General features: G+C 45.4%; 20 protein-coding genes and 1 tRNA gene. 5 read left to right on the top strand and 16 right to left on the bottom strand.

Annotation, left to right across the window (positions count from 1 at the left end):
- Positions 1-168: 168 nt before the first annotated feature.
- From speD to NSQ58_RS08460, 10 genes are all read right to left on the bottom strand, one after another.
- Positions 169-567, bottom strand: coding sequence for an adenosylmethionine decarboxylase (gene speD / locus NSQ58_RS08505; RefSeq protein WP_053326605.1), 399 nt, complete (start codon positions 565-567; stop codon positions 169-171).
- A gap of 267 nt (positions 568-834) precedes the next feature.
- Positions 835-1,422 (bottom strand): hypothetical protein, encoded by a 588-nt coding sequence (locus NSQ58_RS08500; protein ID WP_023989968.1) that lies wholly within the window; start codon positions 1,420-1,422, stop codon positions 835-837.
- Positions 1,423-1,710: 288 nt separating this feature from the next.
- Positions 1,711-2,322: a ribosome biogenesis GTP-binding protein YihA/YsxC gene (gene yihA / locus NSQ58_RS08495; protein WP_013311619.1), complete on the bottom strand. Its 612-nt coding sequence runs from the start codon at positions 2,320-2,322 to the stop codon at positions 1,711-1,713.
- Between the two features lie 18 nt (positions 2,323-2,340).
- Positions 2,341-4,677 carry an endopeptidase La gene (gene lon, locus NSQ58_RS08490; RefSeq protein WP_023989969.1) on the bottom strand — a complete coding sequence of 779 codons (2,337 nt, stop codon included), beginning with the start codon at positions 4,675-4,677 and terminating at the stop codon, positions 2,341-2,343.
- A gap of 110 nt (positions 4,678-4,787) precedes the next feature.
- A complete protein-coding gene (gene lonB, locus NSQ58_RS08485) occupies positions 4,788-6,515 on the bottom strand; it encodes an ATP-dependent protease LonB (protein WP_023989970.1) in 1,728 nt (575 codons plus the stop codon).
- 217 nt (positions 6,516-6,732) lie between these two features.
- Positions 6,733-7,851 (bottom strand): flavodoxin-dependent (E)-4-hydroxy-3-methylbut-2-enyl-diphosphate synthase, encoded by a 1,119-nt coding sequence (ispG, locus tag NSQ58_RS08480; protein ID WP_023989971.1) that lies wholly within the window; start codon positions 7,849-7,851, stop codon positions 6,733-6,735.
- 110 nt (positions 7,852-7,961) lie between these two features.
- On the bottom strand, positions 7,962-9,218 hold the full coding sequence (clpX, locus tag NSQ58_RS08475; RefSeq protein WP_023989972.1) for an ATP-dependent protease ATP-binding subunit ClpX: 1,257 nt from the start codon (positions 9,216-9,218) through the stop codon (positions 7,962-7,964).
- 12 nt (positions 9,219-9,230) lie between these two features.
- Positions 9,231-9,821, bottom strand: a complete 591-nt coding sequence (gene clpP, locus NSQ58_RS08470; RefSeq protein WP_016324659.1) for an ATP-dependent Clp endopeptidase proteolytic subunit ClpP — start codon at positions 9,819-9,821, stop codon at positions 9,231-9,233.
- Positions 9,822-10,231: 410 nt separating this feature from the next.
- The gene (gene tig, locus NSQ58_RS08465; protein ID WP_028541569.1) at positions 10,232-11,545 is read right to left on the bottom strand and encodes a trigger factor; all 1,314 of its coding nucleotides are present in this window, start codon (positions 11,543-11,545) and stop codon (positions 10,232-10,234) included.
- Between the two features lie 143 nt (positions 11,546-11,688).
- A complete protein-coding gene (locus NSQ58_RS08460; RefSeq protein WP_023989974.1) occupies positions 11,689-12,597 on the bottom strand; it encodes a hypothetical protein in 909 nt (302 codons plus the stop codon).
- Positions 12,598-12,854: 257 nt separating this feature from the next.
- Here NSQ58_RS08460 and NSQ58_RS08455 point away from each other — a divergent pair.
- The 4 genes from NSQ58_RS08455 to NSQ58_RS08440 all read left to right on the top strand — a co-directional run bounded on the left by NSQ58_RS08455 (position 12,855) and on the right by NSQ58_RS08440 (position 15,020).
- Positions 12,855-12,928 (top strand) — tRNA-Arg (locus NSQ58_RS08455).
- A gap of 311 nt (positions 12,929-13,239) precedes the next feature.
- A complete protein-coding gene (locus tag NSQ58_RS08450) occupies positions 13,240-13,872 on the top strand; it encodes a hypothetical protein (protein WP_028541568.1) in 633 nt (210 codons plus the stop codon).
- A 10-nt stretch (positions 13,873-13,882) separates the two neighbouring features.
- Entirely contained in the window at positions 13,883-14,239 is a 357-nt protein-coding gene (locus tag NSQ58_RS08445) for a hypothetical protein (protein WP_341057188.1), read from the top strand.
- Positions 14,240-14,255: 16 nt separating this feature from the next.
- Complete coding sequence (locus NSQ58_RS08440; RefSeq protein WP_023989976.1) at positions 14,256-15,020, top strand: exodeoxyribonuclease III; 765 nt, start codon at positions 14,256-14,258, stop codon at positions 15,018-15,020.
- An 88-nt stretch (positions 15,021-15,108) separates the two neighbouring features.
- On the opposite strand, the gene NSQ58_RS08435 is transcribed toward NSQ58_RS08440, so the two are convergent.
- From NSQ58_RS08435 to NSQ58_RS08415, 5 genes are all read right to left on the bottom strand, one after another.
- Positions 15,109-18,342, bottom strand: coding sequence for a cellobiose phosphorylase (locus NSQ58_RS08435; protein ID WP_341057183.1), 3,234 nt, complete (start codon positions 18,340-18,342; stop codon positions 15,109-15,111).
- Positions 18,343-18,360: 18 nt separating this feature from the next.
- Positions 18,361-19,707: a GH1 family beta-glucosidase gene (locus NSQ58_RS08430; protein ID WP_028541565.1), complete on the bottom strand. Its 1,347-nt coding sequence runs from the start codon at positions 19,705-19,707 to the stop codon at positions 18,361-18,363.
- Between the two features lie 23 nt (positions 19,708-19,730).
- Complete coding sequence (locus NSQ58_RS08425) at positions 19,731-20,549, bottom strand: carbohydrate ABC transporter permease (protein ID WP_028541564.1); 819 nt, start codon at positions 20,547-20,549, stop codon at positions 19,731-19,733.
- Positions 20,549-21,442, bottom strand: a complete 894-nt coding sequence (locus NSQ58_RS08420) for a carbohydrate ABC transporter permease (RefSeq protein ID WP_028541563.1) — start codon at positions 21,440-21,442, stop codon at positions 20,549-20,551. Before NSQ58_RS08420 ends, NSQ58_RS08425 begins: the two co-directional genes overlap by 1 nt.
- A gap of 70 nt (positions 21,443-21,512) precedes the next feature.
- Positions 21,513-22,841: an ABC transporter substrate-binding protein gene (locus tag NSQ58_RS08415; protein WP_028541562.1), complete on the bottom strand. Its 1,329-nt coding sequence runs from the start codon at positions 22,839-22,841 to the stop codon at positions 21,513-21,515.
- 284 nt (positions 22,842-23,125) lie between these two features.
- Between NSQ58_RS08415 and NSQ58_RS08410 the strand changes: the two genes are divergently transcribed.
- Positions 23,126-24,166, top strand: coding sequence for a LacI family DNA-binding transcriptional regulator (locus NSQ58_RS08410; RefSeq protein ID WP_341057181.1), 1,041 nt, complete (start codon positions 23,126-23,128; stop codon positions 24,164-24,166).
- Positions 24,167-24,251: 85 nt separating this feature from the next.
- Here the strand turns inward: NSQ58_RS08410 and glpK are convergent, their stop codons facing one another.
- The gene (gene glpK, locus NSQ58_RS08405; RefSeq protein WP_053325979.1) at positions 24,252-25,745 is read right to left on the bottom strand and encodes a glycerol kinase GlpK; all 1,494 of its coding nucleotides are present in this window, start codon (positions 25,743-25,745) and stop codon (positions 24,252-24,254) included.
- Positions 25,746-25,764 lie beyond the last annotated feature (19 nt).

The following is a 25,764-nucleotide window of genomic DNA, read 5'->3' as shown; positions in this document are numbered from 1 at the left end:
TCTCCTCCGGCTGTTTTATGAATTGTTTATGAAAATTGGATGGCTTTCATGAACATCTAGCACGTTCTGTATGATTTGATTTAGTGTAAACCACTTTTAAAACAAATAACCATGGAAATGTTCCATGGTTATAATATAGGACGCACAAATGGCTCCATAAAGAACGATTTACACTAACTCGGCCAGCTTGCACTCCGGTGATTCCACCTGAAGTTCTCCCAAGCCGCGAATCAGCTTCTTCGCATATGTTTTTTTCGGTTTTAGAACGGATACCAGGTAATCAATAGCCAGCTGCGGATCGACAGTCTCACCGCAAGTATAACAATCAATAGCGGCAAATCCTCTCTCAGGATACGTATGAATAGAGAGATGACTCTCCGACAACAGTACAAGCACGGTAGCTCCCTGTGGTTCGAATTGCTTGGATTGAACGGACATCACCGTTGCTCCGCAAGCTTCAGCTGCTTCAACTAATTGAGCCTCCAAAAGCTGCGCATCATTCAGCAATTCAAACTCAACACCCCAAGTATCTACGGCAACGTGTCTTCCGAAAGTTGAGTACTCCAATTCCATCTTTCGGTTCCCCCTTCCTAGGAATAAAATGTTTGAAAAAATTTCATCCGCTAGGACCTACGTCATTCACTTCCCGAGGGAATAACCTCTCGCAACATTCAATGTCCTGAGTGAATCCTGGTTCCTATATTCATTTTCAACGAGATTAAAAATAACATCTATGTGCAGCAAATGCAATCATTTTTTTGGAATAAAAAAGCCGCTTTCGGTAAAGAAAGGGACTACACTGCATAACGATTCATTCCATATATTCATGCCTTATTAAGCTTCAAGTGCAAATAATTTCGAGCAACTCATTCGAAGCTTGTGGTCAATCTGTTCCAACTCCGAGAAAGTGCGCGCCAAATTCCGCTGGTCAAGCAACGAATTAATGAGATGATATACGTCTGATATTTCATTTTCGACGTTCTGATGCTGAAAAAGCTGTTGCAGTTCCTGTACCGTATTTTTATATTCAAATACCAGCTTAGAGCCTGCGGCATTCTTCTCCATAATTTTACGAACCGTACCTTCATTATAAAAATACACCATAGTGAATCCTTGATACATTCGGTAAACGATGCCTTCACCCTTAAAACGAACAAAAAGTTTGCGTATAAATAGGGTTAGTTGCGGATGAATTAAGCGGCAAGTCAATTCACACACTAATGCTCCCTCTTTGGCTTCAAAAAACAAATGAACTTCCTCACCCGCACTATGCTCCAGAACGATTTCCTGACTTCCGTTATCCAGAACTTTAATGTGGTAATGCACCTGCGGATCATCCACTGCCCGCAAAAATTCGTCCATTTGAGTTTCCGACAAGGTCAATGTGGTTTTAACATACTCTGTGGCTAACCGCTGAGCCATACCAATCTCCTCAATTCTTTCCTGAACCTATAAGTTTAAGCTTTATGCTTTATTATACATCAGACCTACAGTGCTTTTCTTGCACATCAATCATAAATTTCCGCCATACATCGAAAAAAACAGAAAATAATGAGGTTGAGACTGCATTATCCTCCATATACACTCACTTTTCTGCTTAAAGTCCACGAGTTCCTTTAGTTATTATATATTATTCCTACCATTTTAGTAAGCTTATTTTCCCGAAGCCCGAATCATGAAAAAAGGACGCCCTTAAGGACGTCCCTAGCCTTACAATTCCGTCTGCTCTTCGTCGTCATTCTCTATATAGCTGGAGATGACAGACCACAGCTCTTCCTTGCCCATACCTTCTTCGGATGAAAAGGGGATAAACAATCCCCCGGGAAGTATTCCGAGTTCCTGCTTGATTACTTTATAATGCTTTTCTCGTCGCGTTTTAGGGATCTTATCTGCCTTCGTGCCTACAACACATACGGGAAGCCCATTATGACGCAGCCAATCATACATCATGATATCATCCTTGGACGGCGGATGGCGTAAATCTACCATTTGAAGCACCAGTTTGAGTGGCTCACGCTCCAGCAAATAAGACTCAATCATCTGCCCCCAAGCCTTGCGGGACGTTTTGGATACTTTGGCGTAACCGTAACCGGGAAAATCGACAAAATAGAGATCATCATTAATCCGGTAATAATTGAGTTGCTGGGTTTTACCTGGCGTAGAACTGGTACGCGCCAAATTTTTACGGTTAATCAACCGATTAATCAGTGAAGACTTTCCTACATTGGAGCGCCCCGCCAGAGCAATCTCTGGCAAAGCGTCCACAGGAAACTGATCGGGACCAACCGCACTTATTATAAATTCTGCTTTTGTTACTTTCATTGTGTCCTTAATTCCTCTCTAATGTACCCTTGCCTGCTCAACCAAAGCATGCTTTAGCACCTGATCCATATGGGCAACGGGGACAAATTCAACATCCTGCCGGATACTGTCGGGAATATCCTTCAAATCCCGTTCATTATCTTTGGGAAGCAGAATTTTTTTGTAGCCTGCCCGATGGGCAGCCAGCGACTTCTCTTTCAAACCACCAATCGGCAATACACGGCCGCGCAGAGTAATTTCGCCCGTCATAGCCACATCCTTGGATACATGACGGTTGGTCAAAGCTGAAATTAATGCGGTAGCAATAGTAATTCCCGCAGATGGGCCATCCTTCGGAATCGCACCCTCAGGAATATGAATGTGGATATCATTTTTCTCGTAAAAGTCCAGTTCAATGCCCAGATCAACTGCTTTCGAACGAGTGTAGCTGAATGCCGCCTGTGCAGATTCCTTCATAACGTCTCCCAGTTTACCCGTAAGAATCAGTTTACCGCTACCAGGTACGACCGTCACTTCAATCATCAATGTTTCACCACCGACCTCTGTCCATGCCAAGCCTGTAACCGTACCGATCTGATCCTCCAGTTCTGCAACACCGTAACGGAATTTAGCGATACCTAGATAATCCTTCAGATTATCCGGTGTGATTTGAATCGGGCCTTCGCCACCAGATACAACTGACTTCGCCGCCTTGCGGCACAGAGAAGCCATTTGCTGCTCAAGATTCCGTACACCGGATTCACGGGTATATTCGCGAATGACACGCAGTAGCGTATCCTCCCCGATAACCAGTTGTTCCTCGTCCAAGCCATGCTCTCTCTTCTGCTTGGGCAATAAATACCGATTGGCGATTTCCAGCTTCTCCAGTTCGGTGTAGCCAGGAATATATAATGTCTCCATGCGGTCCATTAGCGGACGCGGGATGTTGTGCGCAGCATTGGCTGTCGTTACAAACATCACATTGGACAGATCAAACGGCAGCTCGACAAAATGGTCACTAAACGTATTATTTTGTTCAGGATCAAGCACTTCGAGCAATGCCGCCGATGGATCCCCTCGAAAATCGGAAGCCATTTTATCAATCTCATCCAGCAAAAATACCGGATTAGACGTTCCTGCGGTCTTCATCCCTTGAATGATCCGCCCCGGCATCGCGCCAACATAAGTCCGGCGGTGACCACGGATTTCCGCTTCATCCCGCACACCTCCGAGAGAGATGCGAACAAATTCCCGACCCATGGATTTGGCAATCGAACGGGCCAACGAGGTCTTGCCGACCCCTGGCGGACCTACAAGACACAGAATCGGTCCCTTAATGGTCTTCACTAGCTTACGTACAGCCAAATACTCCAATACACGCTCCTTGGGTTTATCCAGTCCGTAGTGGTCGTTATTGAGTACCTCTTCAGCTTTGACGATATCCAGATCATCATCGGTAAACTTGTTCCATGGCAAGCTTAACAACCAATCAACATAATTACGGATGACGCCACCCTCGGCAGAGCTTGCTGGCATTTTTTCCAGACGGTCGATTTCCTTTTCAACCTTCTCCTTCACCGGAACAGGCAACTCCAGTTCACTTAGCTGGTTGCGTAGTTCTTCAACTTCTCCTGCGCGACCTTCCTTCTCACCAAGTTCCTTCTGAATTGCCTTCATTTGTTCACGCAGATAATACTCCTTCTGCGTCTTTTCCATCTGCTTCTTCACACGCTGGTTGATTTTACGTTCCAGCTCCAGTACTTCACGCTCATTGTTCAAAATATCCAGAAGCTTCTCCAGACGCTGAGTAACGTCGATCGTCTCCAGTATATCCTGCTTTTCCTTAATTTTGAGCGTCAGGTGACTTGTGATCACGTCTGCAAGCCGTCCTGGCTCCTCAATATCGGATACCGCAGCGAGAGTCTCTGGTGTTACCTTTTTGGACAAGTTGATATAATGCTCGAACTGAGTTAATACAGTGCGCATAAGCGCATCCGTCTCAGGCTGTACGTTTTCTGCCTCGTGCAGCTCCTTCGCCATTACCTCGTAATATTCTTCATTGTCCGTATATTGAATAATCTCGGCGCGTTCCAGCCCTTCCACCAATACTCGAATGGTTCCATTAGGAAGCTTGAGCATCTGACGTACCTTGGCTACCGTGCCGACTCGAAAGATGTCCTCTTGTGTGGGTTCTTCAATATTTACTTCTGATTGAGAACACAGGAGAATCAAATTGTCTTCAACCATCGCTTTTTCCAAAGCCTTGACCGATTTTTCCCGGCCCACATCGAGATGCAGAACCATGCTCGGGTAGACCAGAAGCCCTCTTAAAGGCAGCAAAGGAAAACGACGACCTTTTGTCTTGGTGGGTCCCATCGCTTTCGCACCTCCAGTGATTCTCAGGTTCCGGATTTTACAATCCTCACGTTGCTATCTTTCATATTTTATCAAATGTTTTATGAAAAAACCAATGAGAGGGTGGTTTATCAGCAAGATCCTGTATCTGATATCGTCCCGTTATGCGTTCCATCAGCCTGTAACAAGGAAGATTGGGATGGGCGAAAAGTCTCAATTGGCGCATGTACAGGCAAATCCGACGTCATCTCTTCCCCAAACACATGTCGGAACACTTCTGTAACCGACTGTACGGGGATGACTTTTAGACCCTCAATGCTATCAAAAAGAGCTTGCCAGTTATCCTGCGGAATGATCACTTTTTTGGCTCCCGCCTGAAAAGCGGCTTCAACCTTGGCTAACACACCACCAATCGGTTTGACACGACCATGGATGCTAACTTCGCCAGTCATAGCAATTTCATGATCCACCGGAATTCCCCGCATCGCGGAAGCAATAGCTGTTGCCATCGCAATTCCTGCGGACGGGCCATCTACCGGCGTACCCCCGGGGAAATTGATATGCAGATCGTAATTCGACGGAGCCAATCCGAGCGTACGCAAAACGGTCAGAACATTTTCCACAGAACCTTTAGCCATGCTCTTACGGCGCAGTGTGCGGGACCCACCTCCGATTTCTTCCTCGTCCACGACCCCCGTAATATTATAGCTTCCCTTCCCCTCAGGAACCGGAACCGCGGTAACTTCAATTTCCAGCAGCATTCCCATGTTTGGGCCATATACAGCTAATCCGTTAACAAATCCGATTTGCGGCAAGCCCGGTATTTTTCGGTCAGGACGCGGCTGAATTTGACTGCTGCCCGCTACCCATTCCACGTCGGAAGCATTGAGACGTTCCCTTTTCTCGGTAAGTGCCAAACCAGCAGCAAGCTGGATCATATTGACCGCCTCCCGGCCGTTAGTGGCGTAACGCTGTACAACTTCTACCGCCTCAGGACAAGGACCAAAGCCTAGCTTGTGGACAGCATCCTCAGCAATACGGGCAATCTCCTGTGGCTGCAAGGCACGGAAATAAATTTCCATGCACCGGGAGCGAATCGCAGGTGGCAACTCATGCGGCGAACGGGTCGTCGCACCTACCAAACGAAAATCCGCTGGCAAACCGTTTTGGAATATATCGTGGATATAAGCAGGAGTATGCGAATCTTCCGAGTTGTAATACGCACTTTCCAAAAATACCTTGCGATCCTCCAGCACTTTCAACAGTTTATTCATCTGCGTTGGATGCAGCTCACCAATCTCATCAATGAACAGCATACCCCCATGTGCCTTCGTTACAGCTCCAGGCTTAGGCTGCGGGATACCCGCCACCCCCATCGCTCCTGCCCCTTGATAGATTGGATCATGTACTGAACCTATCAGCGGGTCCGCAATACCGCGCTCGTCAAAGCGGGCCGTCGTGGCATCAATCTCCGTGAATTTGGCATCTCCCTTGAACGGGGATGACAGATTCTTCTTCGCCTCTTCCAACACCACGCGTGCAGCAGCCGTCTTCCCTACACCCGGCGGGCCATAAATAATGACATGCTGCGGATTCGCACTACATAACGCCGCCTTGAGCGCGCGCAATCCGTCCTTCTGACCCACGATATCCTGTAATGTGGCAGGACGTGTGCGTTCAGCCAATGGTTTGGTAAGTGAAATTGAACGCAATTTGCGTAGCTTATCTAATTCCTTCCGGGATTCTCGATCCACCGCACTACGGTTCGTTTTCTGGCTCCGCAGGAGGTTCCAGAAATACAGACCAATAACAATCCCGAAAAACATTTGCACCAATAACAAAATCATAGTCAAGTCCATCGTATTTCCTCCGTTTCTCATCTCAGCAATTTGAAAAATGCCGCTCTATGAAAAACAGTATTTCCTTTTCCGCGATAGCTAAACGGCGGTCTTTCAAAAGATCAGAGAGAAATACAAAAACACCGCGAAGAACAGTTCTGTAGCAGAGCTGCTCTCCACGGCGTATAAATGATGACAATAGATTATGACTATGCCTCTTTATAATAACTGCTTTTGCCTACACCTTCTCGGCGGTATGACGTTCTTCACGTCCAGGGATTTTCCCTGTTTCCTCATATGCCTTGACGATGATATCAATTTCTTTTTTCAATTCCTCGACCATATCAGCCTCAGGTACTTTGCGAATCATTTTTCCATAACGGAACAAAAGGCCTTCACCGCGCGCTCCGGCAATTCCGATATCAGCTTCCTTCGCTTCACCCGGGCCATTCACTGCACAACCCAGTACTGATACTTTAATCGGTACCTTGAGTTTTGCAATGTAGTCTTCTACCTCGTTAGCAATAGAGAACAGATCAATATCCAGACGTCCGCAAGTCGGACAAGAAATCAGTGTAGCTGCGTTTGTGATCAATCCAAACGTCTTGAGCAACTCACGTGCTACCTTCACTTCTTCCACCGGATCGGCGCTGAGCGAAATACGCATTGTGGAGCCGATGCCTGATGCCAGCAAAGCGCCCATACCTGCCGCGCTTTTAACCGTACCCGTAAAGAGCGTCCCAGCTTCGGTAATACCCAGATGGAGCGGATATTTAATAATTTCAGCTGCCTTCGTGTAAGCGGCAATCGCCATAGGAACATCAGACGCCTTCAATGACACGATAATGTCATGGAAATCAAGCTCTTCCAGTATCCCGATATGATACAGTGCGCTTTCTACCATCGCTTCTGGCGTAGGGTAGCCATACTTATCAAGTAAATGCTGTTCCAACGACCCGGCGTTCACACCAATCCGAATTGGAATCCCTTTTTCCTTACATGCCTTAACGACAGCTTCCACTTTTTCACGTCGTCCAATGTTACCTGGATTAATGCGAACCTTATCAATTCCATTTTCAATTGCCAGTAGAGCCAGCTTGTGATTAAAGTGAATATCTGCAACCAGCGGAATATGAATCCGTTTTTTTATTTCCTTAATGGCTGCGGCAGCTTCCTCATTGTTGACGGTAACCCGCACCAGTTGACATCCGGCTTCTTCCAAACGAAGAATCTCGGCTACAGTTGCTTCCACATCTGCTGTTTTGGTTGTACACATGCTTTGGATGATGACTTCATTGCTGCCGCCAATCGTCAGATTCCCGACTTTTACGGGACGTGTGTCTTGTCTTAAGAACATGTACTTTTCTCTCCCATTAACGCCAAACCTCCACCCCTTAAAACCTCATACAGGTTTAGTGAAGTGGAGATCCGGCTTCTCATGTTTTAGAGATCGCGAAGTATCAATCCTTAGGCGCTCTCTTCTTGTTTTTTATCCTTATCTGTACCACCGAGTTCCGGTGCGATTTTATCTTTTACAACCTGCTCATTGATGACGCAAGTAGTGATATCATCACGGGAAGGAACCTCATACATCACATCCAGCATAATGCCTTCAATGATCGCACGAAGACCACGGGCACCCGTGTTACGCTTGATGGCTTCACGGGCAATGGCTTCCAGAGCATCTTGCTTAAACTCCAAAGTAACATTATCCAGTTCAAGCATCTTCTGATACTGCTTGACTAACGCATTTTTCGGCTCAGACAAAATACGAACCAATGTGTTCTCATCAAGCGGCTCCAGCGTAGAAATAACCGGCAAACGTCCTACAAACTCCGGAATCAGACCGAATTTCAAAAGATCCTCAGGCAATACCATTGAAGTATATTCGCCTGGTTTCAGATCTTTTTGTTCGCTAGTAGCGTTAAAGCCGATGACCTTTTTACCGATACGGCGTTTAATCATTTGCTCCAGACCATCAAAGGCACCACCGCAAATGAACAGGATATTCGTGGTGTCAATTTGAATGAACTCTTGATGTGGATGCTTGCGACCGCCTTGCGGAGGTACAGAAGCAACCGTGCCTTCCAAAATTTTAAGCAACGCCTGCTGTACACCTTCACCCGATACGTCACGCGTAATGGACGGGTTTTCGGATTTGCGGGCTACTTTATCAATTTCGTCAATGTAGATAATGCCGCGTTCGGCTTTTTCCACATCATAATCAGCAGCTTGAATCAGTTTCAGCAAAATATTTTCAACGTCTTCACCCACATAACCTGCTTCCGTAAGGGAAGTGGCATCTGCGATAGCAAAAGGAACGTTCAAAATTTTAGCCATGGTTTGCGCAAGCAACGTTTTACCCGAACCTGTAGGTCCAAGCATCAAAATGTTACTTTTTTGCAGTTCCACATCATCAATTTTGTTTTGAGTATTAATACGTTTGTAGTGATTATATACCGCTACAGACAACGATTTTTTCGCTTGATCCTGACCAATGACATATTGGTCCAGAATGTCACGGATTTGCATTGGTTTCGGAATGTCTTTCAGATCTACTTCTTCTTCATGACCCAATTCCTCTTCTACAATCTCCGTGCATAACTCAATGCATTCGTCACATATATATACGCCCGGTCCAGCAACAAGCTTGCGAACCTGATCCTGAGATTTACCGCAGAAAGAACATTTCAATTGTCCTTTTTCATCATTAAATTTAAACATAGAGCCACCCCTTTACAGATTAATCGGTTTAGACAGCACCTGGTCAATGATACCGTATGCTTTTGCCTCTTCCGCTTCCATGAAGAAATCCCGGTCAGTATCACGTTCGATTTTTTCGAGGGGCTGACCCGTACGCTCTACATAGATTTGATTCAGCTTAGCACGTGTTTTGATAATCCAGTCCGCATGAATCAGCATATCGGAGGCTTGCCCCTGAATGCCACCGAGCGGCTGATGGATCATGACTTCACTGTTGGTAAGTGCGTATCTCTTGCCTGGTGCACCCGCTGTTAGCAGCAACGAACCCATACTTGCAGCCATGCCTACACAGATCGTCGATACGTCCGGCTTAATGAATTGCATTGTATCATATATACCCATGCCCGCAGTTACAGAACCGCCTGGCGAGTTAATGTACAAATTAATATCCTTCTCTGGATCTTCCGCAGAAAGGAACAATAGCTGTGCAATGACGAGATTGGCGACATCGTCATCAATCGGGCCACTTAGGAAAATAATACGATCCTTAAGCAACCGCGAGTAAATATCGTAAGATCGTTCTCCTCGATTCGTTTGTTCCACAACCATAGGGACGAGACTCATCACGACCAACCTCTTTTCTTTATTAAAATGAACACCTGTATTCATCCGCTTCCTTATGTCCCATTAAAACGGAAGCAGCAAGCATGAAACGTGAACACCTTACAAAATATTTTAACATGTTCAGAGTCTCGTGTCATATTTGCATGCGCTCATATATGCAGTGCGGGCTGTTTAAAGTACACTCTGCCGAGACCTTCTCATATTTAACCATGTTTCGTATGTATGTGCAAATATACGGTAGTGACTTATGTAAAACAAGAAAACACGACTCACAGCACTTTCCATAAACGACTAAAATTTGGGTTACCAAAGGTAAAAATAAGGCACGTAACTTTCACTACGTGCCTTATCCCTATCTAATTGCTACGTTGCAGCTTGTTACAGCATACTCCGTATATTTATCGTCTGAATTATTCAGCAGCTTCAACTGGCGCTTCTACTTCTTTGCTGTTTTCCACCAACAAAGCAATTGTTTTGCGCAGTGAAATTTCTTCTTTCAGGTTAGCGAACGAGCCGTTACCTTCCAGAATGCTGCGGATTTCCTCAACTGAACGTTTGTAAGCTTCAGCCATGTTTTTCAGTTCTTCATCAATTTCCGCTTCGGAAACTTCGATGTTTTCTGCTTTAGCCACTTGCTCCAGCACGAGATTGTTACGTACGCGCTTCTCAGCATCAGCTTTCATTTGCTCTTCCAGGTCTTCCTTGCTTTGACCAGAGAATCCGAGGAACATTTCAAGGTTCATACCTTGGCTACGCAAACGGTTGTCGAAATCGCGAACCATGTTTTGCACTTCGCTCTTCACCATTGCTTCAGGAATGTCGATTGTTGCATTCTCAGCAACTTTCTCCACTACAGCACCCTCACGGGCTGCTTTAGCTTCGTTTTCCTTACGATCCAACAATTGCTTTTTCAAGTCTTCCTTGAATTCAGCCAGTGTGTCAAATTCGCTTACATCTTTAGCAAATTCATCGTCCAGTTCAGGAAGAACTTTGCGTTTCAGTTCGTGAACTTTCACTTTGAATACCGCTTGTTTGCCAGCGAGGTCAGCAGAATGGTAGTTCTCAGGGAACGTTACTTCAACGTCCTTGGAATCGCCAGTGTGCAAACCAACCACTTGCTCTTCAAAACCAGGGATAAATGTGTTAGAGCCCAGTTCCAAAGAATACTTCTCAGCTTGTCCGCCTTCGAACGGCACACCGTCCACGGAACCGTCGAAGTCAATAATAGCTGTATCACCGGATTGAGCAGCATCTTCATCAACGACAACCAATTCAGCATGACGTTGTTGCAGGCGCTCCAGTTCTTGAGCCAATTCTTCGTCGCTTACTTCGAGTTTGCTTACAGGCACTTCTACGCCTTTGTAATCGCCCAAAGTCACTTCAGGTTTAACAGTAACCTTCGCTTTGAACTTGAAAGATTCGCCTTTAGCAAATTGATCAATTTCAACGTCAGGGCTGTCAACCGGGAAGATGTCCGTTTGCTCTACAGCTTGGCTGTAAGCTTCTGGCAACAGGATGTCAATTGCATCCTGGTACAGACTTTCAATACCATAGCGTTTTTCAAAGATAGGACGTGGTACTTTACCTTTACGGAATCCTGGTACACTTACTTGTTTTGCCACTTTATTAAAAGCTTTGTCGAGTGCAGCGGCTACACGATCCGCGTCAACCTCAACTTCAAGAACCCCAAGGTTCTTCTCTATTTTCTCCCAAGTTGCTTTCATTTTATGCTTTCCCCTCCAACAAAATCTTCACTTAGTTTTCATTACAATCAACGCACACAAAATAACCACTATAGTATATCTAACATTACTGTCTTTTTCAAGAGCAGCCCTTTGAATGCTTCACAGGTAAACGTTTCCGGTCATTAAGGAGTGTTCATTCCCGCCGCTACGAATAGTCGCATCGAGCGATACGCCTGCTCAAAACGGAAACGCAACGCATCTGTAATGCCATATATAGCACGGGTTTCTTCCTCATTATTATTTCCGTTCAAACTTTCCGAAACTGTCTGGTGGAGTGCTGCAGCCCAAATATCCGGCATTCCGTCCTCTTCCACCAACATTGATCTATAATCTTTCGTACCGTATACTGCCATCACAAACTGTGACCACAGCTCCTGTGCAAAATAGAATAGTGTAGGCTCGTGCACCTCAGTCTGATCGGCCACCCGTTCCAAAATACGCATAATCGACTCTGGAAAATCACCTGGCTGTAACGGAACCGTTTCAATGTCGATTTCCGCTTGTTCATCACCCCGTCTGATTTCTATCGTCCCTTCCGTTCCGCGTCGTCGCATGGTCTGTAGAACACGGAATTGAAGTAAAGGATGGATTTCCCGTTCCGTAATCCAGCGAAGCAAGGCATCGTCGATTTCTGGGAGTTCCAGATAGGACAACTGCTCCAATGCTAAAATCGTCTGTTCGGATAAGGGTTCATCCATAGCCATCCGCAATAGCTTGTTGCCGTAGCCTGCATCCTGCTCCTGCTTAAAGCGTGCATGACGGCGAGCTAACTCTACTTCACTGACTTCTTCTTCCACAGCGTCCGTTACCGCCCCACTGTCAGCGTACTGTGGAAATGCAGCTTCCAGCCATTGTAATAGAGCGTTCCATTCATCGTACTGCTTCTGCTCCTGTCCCTGACACTGCATTAAAAAACGCAGCATCGCCATCGCCTCTCCGTAACGTTCGTTTTCAAGCATCACAGTAAGTTGAATTTGATAATAGTCCAGTGTCTTCGGAAACAATACAATATTATTTTCTTTTGTCGTCACCTTGGAGTCCTTTATTCAAGGCACCCCCTCTCCTTCGCAAGCTCAAGTATTTGTAGATTATATGAGAAACAGTAGCCGAAGTCCAACCACTCGTCTTACACATATTCACCTGTATTCTAACATACCCTTTTATAAGGCAAAAAAAACTACGTCTACTCAGAATTTATGCTGTATAAAGCTTAAATAAGCGATATATGCAAAATAAGACTTGAATTTCTTTTATCCATATGATATATTAATATTCGCTTGAATTTTATGTCCCAGTAGCTCAGCTGGATAGAGCAACGGCCTTCTAAGCCGTCGGTCGGGGGTTCGAATCCCTCCTGGGACGTCATAACAAGAAGCTTCCATAATGGAGGCTTTTTTTGTTCTCATGAGATAAACCACGGGGGAACGTCGGGCCATCGGCATCGTTAGCCTATACTTCGCAGTCGACCATAGGAGAGTTCTCTCCTGATATATTACACCAAAAAAAGCTTCCGCAAGGGAGCTTTTTTTCATTATAAATAATGTAGAAAGAGTAGTCTGCCCAACGCTACTTTAGGCGCTGGTTTCAAGTCTCTACTCTTTCAAAAAAACGCAGAAATTGCTATCATCTATCATGTTGCACCATTTTTAAGTAAAGGAGGTAGACTGACTCCCTTGATTACGAATAACCTCCAAAAGTCGCGGGAAATTCATCGTTTTCTTGCCACTTTGCTTTCTATATTAGGTACTGGATTGGGTATGTTTTATCTCGCCATTCCTTCCTATATGATTGGAGGAGCGGCTCTTATCATCACACAGGGAATTCTGATCTATTTTACAATGTTTTCACTCGGATACCTGCTTATTATCTCGGGACCGTTGGCCATTTTTTTTCACATTTTAGGCATTGTTTTTACAGTACGATCTTTTCAAATTCCACACCATGCGGAGAGAGCACCGACAGGTGTATCCTTGCCATCCAAATGGCGCACTTTACTCAGTCTCGCTTTGGGAGCTACACTTCTACTTCTTGCAGTCACAATGAAATACGTAGATATTATCGAGCCTTTTACACAAACAGGTGAAAATAAACGCAACGTAGCCGCAGAATCAGAGCAATATCTGGAGCAGAAATATGGAGAGGACTTTCAAATTCAAAATATTAGCTATCATAGTATTCCCTCTACTGAATATACCATGGAGGTGATCTCTAATCGTCATCCTTCCGTCCTCTTTAACATGACTAAGCGTCCTTATGAGGATGTCCCATTTAGAGAAAATTATCTTAACGCCCTTTGGGAGAGGTAACACGGATAAAATGATCAAAGAATACGACGATTTTAAACTGAATCCCAAAGCGTTCGGCGATCAGTATATTCGTATAATTGTATTCGAGGATCTAACTGACTCAGGATTGCCCTTGGAAAAAGAACGAGTATTACAAACCGCGAAAGTTCTCAAGACAGTGTTGGCCGGAAATAAAGCCTCATTAGATATCGAATACTTCCCTTCGACTATGAATACCAAACAAAACCTTAAGGCAATAGAAATAAACGATTATATGTTTGGTCAGGACCATTTTGATGAAAAGACCTATGAAGTCCAGATAGAAGACATTTATAAACTTATGTCAACAAAGGATATACAAATCACATCGCTTGACCGCGTGAATTAGCAAGGAGATTAATCAAATGAAATTAATATCTTGGAATGTAAATGGCTTAAGAGCCTGTGTGACCAAAGGGTTTTATACTTATCTAAAAGAAACAAATGCCGATATTTTTTGCGTACAGGAAACGAAGCTTCAAGAAGGTCAAATCCTCATGGAGAACATGGAGGAATACACACAATACTGGAATTATGCTGAGAAAAAAGGATATTCCGGCACGGCTATTTTCACCAAAATCAAGCCGCTCTCTGTGCATTATGGACTTGAAGAAAATGAAGAACCGGAGGGCCGAACCATTACTTTGGAATTCGAAAAATTTTATCTCGTCAATGTGTACACACCAAATACCAAACGGGACTTATCCCGACTGCCCTACAGACTGGAATGGGAAGACCGTTTTCGCAGCTACCTGCAACAACTGGATGCTTTGAAGCCTGTCATCGTTTGTGGAGACTTGAACGTAGCTCATCAGGAGATCGACCTCAAAAATGCCAAAGCTAACTACGGAAATGCCGGATTTACGCCTGAGGAACGGGAACGCATGTCACAGCTGCTAGACGCCGGATTTATAGATACCTTCAGATACTTTTATCCTGACCGGACGGATGTTTATTCCTGGTGGTCCTACATGCTAAAGGTGAGAGAAAGGAATATCGGCTGGCGGATTGATTACTTCCTCGTCTCGGAGAGACTTCGTCCGCTATTGATGGATGCGAGCATTGATTGTCATATTACAGGCAGTGACCACTGTCCTGTGATATTGGAGTTGCAAGATATTTCAGCATAGCCCCCCCCCTGCCTGGCACAAGGATTTATGAAGTCTTAAAAAGCCGTCATGCTCTGTTATTGCAGCATGACGGCTTTAATTAATGGAGCTATTTCCCCAAATATACCTCGATACGGGAAATCAACCGCTCTCTCACATCTTGCGCCTCTTTTTGATCTAATACAGCCTGGCTTATCGTCTTCTTTTCGCCACTGGCGTAATGCAGTACATACTGGGTCACTATGCATTCCGGTGCATAAGTATCCTTGCGATCCGTATTAAAATAAGTCACCTGGCAGCTTCCGAGAAAACAGAAAGATAGCTCACCTGTAGCTGTGAACAGCCAGCCTGGCAGCTTGGGCTCCAGTCTCAAGGATAGGCCCCTATGATCATAGCCAAACGGTTGCCCGCCGGTCATCATCCATATCCACATATGAATAAATTCTGCCGTAGATCCGCTCAGCCTCGCAATATATCCCGTTCCATGCAAACTTGCATCAGGATTAGCAATACTAGCAATAAAGGAGCTGTTCTCCAGCGTGCTTCTTCCGTAGACCTCTGGGTCCATAAAAGGCGGTAACGCTTTTTTAATGTCTGAAAAAAATTCAGTGTATAGACCCGCCCTTAAGCATTCAAGTAAATATTTGTATTCCATATGCATAAATATAGATTCATTTTCCAGCCAACCCGGTGTAAAAGCTCTGGAACGACCGAGTTCGAATGGCTGCCCCGCCAGACTTTCATTCACCTTATACATGCCCAGCTTCCCGTCGTAAAGTCCACTCTGCCTGATTTGCCGATACAGCTTCTGCCCATTTACAATGTCACCAACCACTTTCATAGCCCGGGTCGGTCCCTCCAGAAAATATGGTGTATCCTTACGTTCGAAGGAATGTATGTTTACGAGCTTGTCTTCGCAGTCATCCTCCTGTACCTCGAATTCTCTGGCTTCATAATAAAAGAAGGTTGGGTATATCCCCTCACCGATAAGCAGAGCCTTATCCATCCCCTGTTGGAGCTTACGTTCAGCCTGGCGCAAAAACACCAGCACATCATCAAACGCTAGTGGTGTTTCTACCCCTTCAAATCCAAAACGAACTGTTTCTCGATACGCTTCTCTAGCATCGGAAATTCGTGACCAGAAGCTGTAATCCTTGCTTTCATTCCTGTAATCAGCCTCATCAGAAGCGTGGTAGTATTCCTCCATTGTGAGCCTCAGCTGTTGGATTAACTTAGCAACTTCTCGCGGCAACCGTAGCACAGAATCGCCCAAAAGCTTCACCTGTGCATGTATTAAAAATCTTACGAGTCGCTGTAATTCACACAGTTCACTGAATCCAGAAGCAAACAGCCCCGGAAGTCCGTTCATGGAATCATTCCATCCCGGCTTGCCCGCCTCCATCTCAATTCCCAAGCCCTCCGGGTCCAGCGTGGACAGCTTGATGGCTGCCAATGACAGCAGCTTTTCATATAAATTGGACTTATAAATCTCTCCGCTTCCATGTTCGGTTCGAACCCAATGAACATCGCGATCCCGGGCGTGCAGCTGAGCTTCTTTCTCCTTGCTCTCTACGACCGCCCCGTACTGACGGATACGTCCGTCCTTCATCTGCACGTATTTGTTTCGACGTGGCTGTACCCATGCCGGACTGTCGTAATACATGTACTCTCGGGTCGCGAGCAAGAGTTCCTCTTGTTTGTCCGGATAAATACTTAGATAACTTTCGATGAGATCCATGTTATAAGTCCAATGGTCGATCCAAAAACCTTCACCAAAATCAGCCTCATAGCATTGTTCGGAATGCTTGAGAGCTTCGGTTACAAACGTCTCAACCGTTTGCTTTAGCGCGATGTTGTCATGAATGATATGTTGAATCAGCTCACCCGGGGTGAACGACGATTGGAAAAAAGCACGCAAAGACGAATGATCTGCCACCTCCACCTGTCCTAGCAACGGTTCCAGCTCTCGTATTTGAAAGCTACACCCCTTTACAACAAGCGGATTATAGCCGTCTGGCTGAATCAGGCTCATAAACAAACGGATATTGAAATCTCCTATGCTGGGGTTAAACCACACATCATTTCTCCGGTTCTGGTTCGCATCTCGAAAATTACCATTTCCTTGAGAATAATATCCCGCCTGGAGCTTAAAGAAATTATAGTCCCGTTCCAGATCCCCATGCTTGCGCGAAAATACATGATATACAAATGGTTGCTCGGTGCCGTTGTCCAGCAGCAATGGATAACCACCGCGTAACAGGTTATCCAGATAGTTCTGACGGCAGTATTCGTCAAATAACGGAATGGATGTCCGCGTTGCCATTTCATCCGTCAACTCTTCGATCAACGCTTTGGCTTCCTCCGCCTTCCGCTCAATATAAGACATGGTTGCAATTTCCGTAATCCGTTCATTGATAGAGTGAATATCATTCACATGCCCGATGATCGTACAGTGATTGACGGCAGTACCTGCCGCTAGTCGTGCTGTGTAGCCGCTAAACCCACAAGGCACTTTATTCGTCGTCACAGGCTGCTGTGAAACCAAGTCTTCGACGCGTGAATGGATAAAGCGATCCGGGAAGGTCAGTGCCGTATTTTCACCAAAGATTACGGACGGATCGACAATTGGACTCAATAGCCTGGTCTTGCCCTCCTCCTCCACAAAGCTGTACATAAAATGTCCCGCTTCAATTTGATGAATCTCACTTGTATCCGCTGTACTTCCACGTACCTTATAGTAAGGAATGCTATTGTTGAGATTATACACATCCATCCAGCTTTTCAGTGTATGTCCAAGCTCCTTGTATGCCGCATTATCAATACCGAAGGGCAGCACGGCAGGCATGCCGTCCAGCACCTCCAGTTCAAGCTCTTGAGCGGAATGATTGACAATCTCCACCTTGCGCACCAAAGCAGCGTAACTTTCATGAGGAAGCGTGAAATATTGCACACGTACCTCAAGCCCTGTGTCTGGATTAGAGCTGTGTATTTCGAGCATGTGGCGGGATATCAGCATTTTTTGCTGTTCACGCTCCACAGGATGCACAGCCGAAAATGGCTCCACATAGCTCCACTTCCCCTGCATCTTCACCTTTAAAAACGTTCGAAAGCCATGTATCGGCACAAGACTATAGCTGCGGTTGGCCGGAAAAAACTCCATGATTGCTCCATTCTTATCCTCTACACCAAAGCTTGCGATTCCTTGCCCACGATTAACATAATACGCCCACAGAGGAATCCCCTGAACCCCAGCAATACCGGGTAGAAAACTGGAAAAGGGCTTGGCCTGCGCATAATTCTCAATCACAAAACGTCCTTGATTGTCAAAATAATACTGCTGCATCGTATCCCCCTTTTCTATTTAAAACCCGTTATTCGCCATCACTTGTTTGAACCACAGCGCACTTTGTTTGGGAGTCCGTTCCTGTGTGTCGTAATTGATGTGTATAATACCGAAACGTTTGCTGTATCCCCAGGCCCATTCAAAGTTATCGAGGAATGACCAGACAAAATAGCCCTTAAGCTGACCTCCCTCCCCAATAAAGCGATGGCATGCCTTTAAATGTTCCTCAATGTAATGCTGACGCTCAATGTCCTCAATCTTTCCATTCACCAGTTCGTCCTTCATCGCTGCTCCGTTTTCCGTAATCAGGATAGGTAATCCCTTGGTAAAATCCTTCTCAATCCGCGTTAGCAGCTTATAAAAGGATTCAGGGTGAATCTCCCATCCCATATCCGTTACCGGTTCCTCTATGGAAATCTGCTCGACCTGAAGCAACGAAGCGTCTGTAGTCGCTTGAATGATACTGCGGGCGTAGTAGTTGATGCCCAAAAAATCCCCTGGCTGCTGAATCAGCTCCATATCACCAGGCTGTACAAAATCCAATCCGTTCAAGTGCCCCCCGTACCATTCCACCATATCCTCAGGGTATTTCCCGTTAAACAATGGCTCGGCAAACCAACGATTAATAAAACCATCCCGCCGGACAGCAGCGGCTACATCTTCGGGGTGTTCAGAGGCTGCATCGACATGCTCCATGTTTAGCGTAATACCGATGTTGCCCGTCAGGCCCTTTTCCTTGTGTAAGTTCATGGCTATCCCGTGACACATCAGAATATGATGAGCGGCAGTAAAGGCTTCCCTCCAGTTCTCGTGGCCGGGGGCATGCTCGCCTGTACCATAGCCCAAAATAGAGGCGCAGTAGGGCTCATTTATCGTATTCCACCAGCTTATACGCTGTCCAAATCGATCCATGATTACAGAGGCATACGTTTTAAAATGTTGGGTAATCTCTCGCTGCGTCCAACCGCCCTCGTCCTCAATCCACTGCGGTAGATCCCAATGATACAGCGTCAGCATTGGAATTAGCCCGGCCGACTCAATCTCATCCAGCAGACGCTCATAGAAGAGTAGCCCCTGTTCGTTAACCACACCGGGTGCGGGAATAATGCGCGGCCAGGCCACGGAAAAACGGTAATGTAAAAAGCCAAGTTGCTTCATTAATTGCACGTCTTCCTTAAAGCGGTGAAAATGGTCACAAGCCACATCTCCGCAGTCCCCTCCTATCACCTTCCCGGGTGCTCGACAGAAAGTATCCCAAATAGAAGGCGTTCTCCCTTCCTCATCCGCGCCACCTTCAATTTGATAAGAAGAGGTCGAAGTTCCCCACATAAACGTGGTGGGGAATGTATAGGTATTCTCACTCATACTCGGTATCATCCTTTCAGGTATCAAGACTTCACAGCTCCGGCCATTGCACCGCCGACAATAAAGCGCTGGAGGAAAATATACAAAATCACGAGCGGTAGTGTAACAATCAGAATGCCGCAAGCGAGCAGCGGCCAGTTGTTCATGTATTGTCCGTAGAAGGAGAACAATCCCTTGGTCACTGGCTGATAAGCAGGATCAGACAAATAAATAGTAGGACCTATAATGTCATTCCACGCCCCAATAGCTGTCAAAATAATGCCTGTCGCCAACACTGGCTTCATCAGCGGGACAAGAATCGTAAACAAATATCGTGAATATCCGCACCCGTCCATTGCAGCCGCTTCATCCAGCTCTCGGGAGACAGACTTGATATACCCTACAAACATCAGGAAGGCGATGCCGGTACCTGTTGTTTTCAGTAAGATAAAACCAAGCTGTGTATTGTAAAGTCCCAGACTATTAATAAGAGCAAATTGCGGAATCAGAGGATTCGGGAGATACATAGATATCAGGAAAAACACATAAAAGAAGGTACTGAACTTAACGTATCCCCGTGCCAACGGAAAAGCTGCGAACACGGATATAATCAGTGTTAATAACGTAGATACGCCTGTATACAAAATGCTATTCCACATGTATTGAGAGAAGTTCCCTTTCTCCCAAGCATCCATGAAATTTTCCAAATGTAGACTCTTGGCTAGAGCTACAGGATTCATCAAATACTCACTTTGAGTCTTCATGGATACATTAAAAAGGTAAAAAAGAGGGAACACATATAACGAAAGCATGAGCAGTACGATGATGTAGCTCAGTATTTTGGTCCCTTTGGTACTGCTCATTACATTTCCACCTCTCTTCTACGTAAGTAATACAAGGCAATCATCGATACTGTAAATACGAACACGAACTGGATCATAGCAACTGCGGAAGCAAGACCGTAATCTGACGTTCCAGTACCAAAGGCTGTTGCATATACATCAAACGCCAGGGTTGTTGTGTTGAATTTACCACCTGTCAGCACATAAATAATGTCAAAGGTCTGCAAGGCGCCGATAATGGACAGCAGCATATTGACGGTAAAGGACGGTGCAATCATCGGAAAGGTAATATTTTTGAACGCTTTCCATCCAGAGGCACCGTCCATATACCCTGCTTCATATAAGTCACTGGGGATAGATTGGAGTCCGGCTAAGAAAATAGTCATCGAGTAACCCATATACATCCAAATTTGCACAAAAATAATCAACTCAAATGCAATATTGTAATCCCCGAAGAAGTTAGAGCTCGTTCCAAAAAAGTTCATCAAGGCTTGCGCAGGACCCCCAAGCGGATTGGCAAGCAGCTGCCAGATCAGGCCGGATACCGTTACCCCGAGTACAACAGGGAGGAAAAATACAGAGCGATATAACATATCCCCTTTAAGCTTTTTATTAATCAGGACGGCCATGAACAGCCCTACCGCATTTTGAATTACAACCACCGCTACGGCAAAATACAAGGAACGTCCTATAGAAGCGAGACGATCTCCAGAATCGGAGGAGGTGAAGAAAGTTGTGTAATTCTCGAATCCGATAAAACTCCATGTCTGTCCCGGAACCCCGGTAGCATCTGTAAAGGAAAAAAGCACCGTTACCATAGAGGGTCCAAAACCAAGAAGCAAATAGAGCAGAACCGGTATACCCAGCAAAAGATAGGGCATTATCCGGGCCGCACCCTTTCCGAAGGGATACATGTGCCTCACACCTTTTTACATTATTTAAGGTCTTGCAGTTGCCCAATTGTTTTCCTGTAAAATCTATGCATTATTTAGGAGCAGCCGCATCCCAGTCAGCCTGAGATTTCTGAGCAAGTTCCAAAGGCGTCTTTATCGGACCAGCAGGAGCCAAGAATTCTGCATGTGCACTGGCATCCTTAACGTATTGCCCAGCATTCTTACGGTTGATAAACAACTGATCCCAAGAGAGCTTGAAGTTTTCAAGTGACGGCTGAATTTCAGCAACAAAATCACTTTTTATCTTCACATCAGGCTGTGTTGGCAAAAATCCAGCAACGTTCACGAAATCGGTATAGTTCTGCTTCTCAGAAAGCATTTCAAGCCATTTAATCGCATATTCCTTATTCGGTGATTTTTCCAGAACCATCCATGTCATATCGTATTTTCCTGCTAGATTTTTATTTTTGGCAGGATCATTACTACCTGGAATCGGGAAATATCCAAATTTCATCTCTGGATTGGCTGTCTGAATCGTAGTTGCATCCCATGTACCATCCGCAATCATGGCCACACGACCTGAAGCAAACAAGCTTGGCAAGGTTCCATAGTCAATCCCCATAAATCCACTAATGGCGTTGTTCATCAAAATTTGTGATTTTTCCAAAACCTCGAGCTGGACGGGGTCTGTCAGCTTCGTCTTACCTGTCCACAACCCTTTGATATATTCCAGCTGATCATCATGGATAGAGGCTTGAAGCCCTTGGACAGCAAGGTTAATAGGCCATACATCCTTACCGCCAAAACCAAGCGGTTCTACGCCATTATCCTTGAGCACCTTCATCACATTCACCAGTTCGTCCCATGTCGTTGGCACAGTAAGATTATATTTTTCAAAAATCTCTTTGTTGTAAAACAGACCTGTCAGGGCCACCTTTCCCATGTTTACACCGTATACTTTGTCGTTGTAGGTCATGGCATTTTTGACATCTGTAGGATTATAGTTTTTGATAAAAGCTTGATCCGACAGATCTGCAATGAGTCCTCCCTCAATCCACTGCTTCCACATCGGATCAGCTGCTCCCTTAGACCATTCCTGCGGTGCGCCTACGAAGCTGAATTTCAAAGGAATAATGTCTGCATCACCGGTTGAACCAGCATTCATACGCGTTTGCATCAGTTGATCATAAGTTGAATCAGCAGGAACCGTCGTATACTCCACCTGAACATCGGGATACTTCTCTTCAAACTTTTTATTAAATTCCTTTATATAGTTATTAATATTTTCTTGCTGCCAATGAATAATCTTTAACGTGACCTTTTTATTCCCGTTCTGTCCAGCTTCACCACCTTTGCCGCAAGCAGCCAATACCACTATTAAAGCGGTTACAACAAGTAAAGAAAAACACTTTTTCAGCATTGCAAAATTCCCCCTGTACTCTTAGAATAAATGCATTCACTTTTACGAAAGCGGTTTAGTTAATTACAGCTACTATTATGTATCGGATAGCCTGTATTTGTAAATAGAGAATTGTAAATTATCAAATAAAACATAAATCACCGTTATTACTCCTTGAAATATTAGGCAATATCCTTTATTCACACTGTTGACTCACTTCTATGAGGTAGCATAGAATACGAGTAATCATTAAGTTTGAAAAGCAAAGTCAATTTAACTAAATCAGTTTAGTTACGGAGGATTCCATGAATATAAAAACAATAGCTAGCATGGCAGGCGTTTCAGTGGCAACGGTTTCGAAAATCATTAACAATTACACGGACATCAGTGAGGAAACCCGGCAGCGGGTACTTAAAATCATGGAGGAAACAGGCTATAGACCCTCCTCCTCGGCTAAAACGCTTGCTACCAAAAAATCTAATCTGGTAGGCGTTATATTTGCCGGCAAGCTGAATGTTGATTTTAGTCATCCTTTTTTTGTAGATATCATTAATGTCTTCAAAAAACAGATTGGCTTGCTCGGTTACGATCTGCTGTTTTTTTCAAATGAGAAATTTCTGGATAATGGAGAGGACTATTTGGCTCGCTCGAAATATTTTTCAGTGGACGGGTGCATTATTATTGCTGGAGATGAGGTGGAGAAGAGTGTTTTTGATCTCGACGCCAGCCCTATCCCCTGCATCGGTGTCGATATTGAGCTAACCGGAGCTAGTTCCTGCTATATCATGTCCGACAATCAGAAGATTTCAATGAAGGTTGTTGAGCACTTTTACATGAATGGATACCGCGAAATGGGTTTTATAGGCATTGAACGCCCCTCCTTGGTTATTAAAGAGAGAGAGGAGGCTTTTATTGCTTCACTAAAACGGTTTAGTCTTGATGTCAGACCTGAATGGATCGTGTATGGTAAGGACTACGCGGCAGAAGATGGATACCAGATCGCGAAGGCGTGGATACAGCAAGGAAATTTACCAAAAGCTATTTTTGCGGCTACCGACTTACTTGCTTTTGGTGCCATACGTGCTTTCAAGGAAAGCGGCTTGAGGGTACCCGAGGATATTGCTGTAGTGGGATGTGATGATATAGAAGCCTGTCGTTATACCGAACCTCCACTGACGACGGTAAAACAAGACAAGCAAAAAATAGGCCGTCTAGCCGCTATGGTGCTGTTTGACCTGATGAATAAACAAATGAACACGAAATGTATTAAAGTAGAGCCGGAACTAGTCATTCGTAGCTCCTGCGGAGCCCGGCAACATTGGAACCATACGAAGGTCAAGAGTTAGCATATGCCTTAAAAAAGATGACTTCTGATAAATTCAGAAGTCATCTTTTTGCAGTTTAATATTCAGAGACCCAACGCTTAATCTATTACTTGTAGGCCATCGTCGCATTCACAGCCTTTTTCCAGCCTTCATACAAGCTTTCACGTGTTGATTCATCCATATCCGGGGCAAAAGAGGTTTCCACCCTCACCCGCTTGCGAAGTTCATCCGTGCTCTTCCAATATCCAATAGCCAAACCTGCCAGACATGCAGCCCCCAGTGCCGTCGTCTCATGGATAACTGGCCGCTCCACTGTTGCATCCAAAATATCGCTCTGGAATTGCATCAGAAAATTGTTCAATACAGCTCCTCCATCCACCCGCAGCGTCTTCACTGCAATACCTGAATCAATCACCATGGCTGTAAGCACATCCTTGGTCTGATAAGCAAGTGACTCCAATGTGGCGCGAATAAAATGCTCCTTCGTGGTCCCGCGTGTCAAACCGAACATCGCTCCGCGCACCTCGCTATCCCAGTAGGGGCTGCCCAGTCCGACAAAAGCGGGTACAAGATACACTCCTTCTGTAGACGAAACACGGGCGGCATAAGGCTCACTGTCCTTCGCTTCACGGAACATACGCAGCCCGTCTCGCAGCCACTGGATCGCCGACCCCGCTACAAACACACTCCCCTCGAGTGCATATTGTACTTTGCCTTCCTCCAGTCCCCAAGCGATGGTCGTAATCAGGCCGTGCTTGGATTCAACAGGCTGATTCCCCGTATTCATCAGCATGAAGCAGCCTGTGCCGTAAGTATTTTTGATCATCCCTTTTTCGTAACATGCCTGACCAAACAAAGCTGCCTGCTGGTCACCTGCTGCACCGGCGATTGGTACATTCTGACCAAAGAAATGATAATCCACGGTGTGCGCATATACCTCGGAAGAAGGTCTTACCTCAGGTAGCATGATTTTCGGAACACCCAGAATGTCCAGCAGCTCTTCGTCCCACTTTAGTTCATAAATGTTGTACATCAGCGTCCTAGCTGCATTGGAGTAGTCTGTTACATGTGCCGTTCCGCCGGATAATTTCCAGATCAGCCACGAGTCAATCGTACCGAATAACAGGTCACCTCGTTCTGCCTTTTCCCGAGCGCCCTCCACATGGTCCAGTATCCACTTTACTTTAGTGCCTGAAAAATACGGGTCGATCAACAGCCCTGTTTTGCTGTGAAACAGCTCCTCGTGCCCTTGCCGCTTCAATTCTTCACAGATGTCCGAGGTTTGGCGTGATTGCCATACGAGTACGTTATACACAGGCACTCCTGTATTTTTGTCCCACACAGCCACCGATTCTCGCTGATTGGTAATGCCGATGGCAGCCACTTGATTTGCTTTTACACCGGATTCGGAAAGACAGGAGGCAATGACTCCGAGAATAGAGCTCCAGATTTCATTCGCATTCTGCTCTACCCAGCCGGGATGAGGAAAATATTGTGGAAATTCTCGCTGAGCCGAGTACACTACATCTCCTTCGCTATTGAACAAAATCGCTCTTGAGCTTGTCGTTCCCTGATCTAGTGACAAAATATATTTTCCCATTGTTCATCTCTCCCCGTGT

The sequence above is a fragment of the Paenibacillus sp. FSL M7-0134 genome (assembly GCF_038007865.1).
Classification (GTDB): domain Bacteria; phylum Bacillota; class Bacilli; order Paenibacillales; family Paenibacillaceae; genus Paenibacillus; species Paenibacillus polymyxa_B.
The sequence above is the reverse complement of the archived record's forward strand: the minus strand, read 5'-3'. Positions and strand labels throughout refer to the sequence as shown.

What these genes read in the sequence shown, in the direction of transcription:
- NSQ58_RS08500 (WP_023989968.1), bottom strand. Translation starts at nt 1,422, where the DNA reads ATGGCTCAGCGGTTAGCCACAGAGTATGTTAAAACCACATTGACCTTG.
- yihA (WP_013311619.1), bottom strand. Translation starts at nt 2,322, where the DNA reads ATGAAAGTAACAAAAGCAGAATTTATAATAAGTGCGGTTGGTCCCGAT.
- lon (WP_023989969.1), bottom strand. Translation starts at nt 4,677, where the DNA reads ATGGGACCCACCAAGACAAAAGGTCGTCGTTTTCCTTTGCTGCCTTTA.
- lonB (WP_023989970.1), bottom strand. Translation starts at nt 6,515, where the DNA reads ATGGACTTGACTATGATTTTGTTATTGGTGCAAATGTTTTTCGGGATT.
- ispG (WP_023989971.1), bottom strand. Translation starts at nt 7,851, where the DNA reads ATGTTCTTAAGACAAGACACACGTCCCGTAAAAGTCGGGAATCTGACG.
- clpX (WP_023989972.1), bottom strand. Translation starts at nt 9,218, where the DNA reads ATGTTTAAATTTAATGATGAAAAAGGACAATTGAAATGTTCTTTCTGC.
- clpP (WP_016324659.1), bottom strand. Translation starts at nt 9,821, where the DNA reads ATGAGTCTCGTCCCTATGGTTGTGGAACAAACGAATCGAGGAGAACGA.
- tig (WP_028541569.1), bottom strand. Translation starts at nt 11,545, where the DNA reads ATGAAAGCAACTTGGGAGAAAATAGAGAAGAACCTTGGGGTTCTTGAA.
- NSQ58_RS08445 (WP_341057188.1), top strand. Translation starts at nt 13,883, where the DNA reads ATGATCAAAGAATACGACGATTTTAAACTGAATCCCAAAGCGTTCGGC.
- NSQ58_RS08440 (WP_023989976.1), top strand. Translation starts at nt 14,256, where the DNA reads ATGAAATTAATATCTTGGAATGTAAATGGCTTAAGAGCCTGTGTGACC.
- NSQ58_RS08435 (WP_341057183.1), bottom strand. Translation starts at nt 18,342, where the DNA reads ATGCAGCAGTATTATTTTGACAATCAAGGACGTTTTGTGATTGAGAAT.
- NSQ58_RS08430 (WP_028541565.1), bottom strand. Translation starts at nt 19,707, where the DNA reads ATGAGTGAGAATACCTATACATTCCCCACCACGTTTATGTGGGGAACT.
- NSQ58_RS08425 (WP_028541564.1), bottom strand. Translation starts at nt 20,549, where the DNA reads ATGAGCAGTACCAAAGGGACCAAAATACTGAGCTACATCATCGTACTG.
- NSQ58_RS08420 (WP_028541563.1), bottom strand. Translation starts at nt 21,442, where the DNA reads ATGTATCCCTTCGGAAAGGGTGCGGCCCGGATAATGCCCTATCTTTTG.
- NSQ58_RS08415 (WP_028541562.1), bottom strand. Translation starts at nt 22,841, where the DNA reads ATGCTGAAAAAGTGTTTTTCTTTACTTGTTGTAACCGCTTTAATAGTG.
- NSQ58_RS08410 (WP_341057181.1), top strand. Translation starts at nt 23,126, where the DNA reads ATGAATATAAAAACAATAGCTAGCATGGCAGGCGTTTCAGTGGCAACG.
- glpK (WP_053325979.1), bottom strand. Translation starts at nt 25,745, where the DNA reads ATGGGAAAATATATTTTGTCACTAGATCAGGGAACGACAAGCTCAAGA.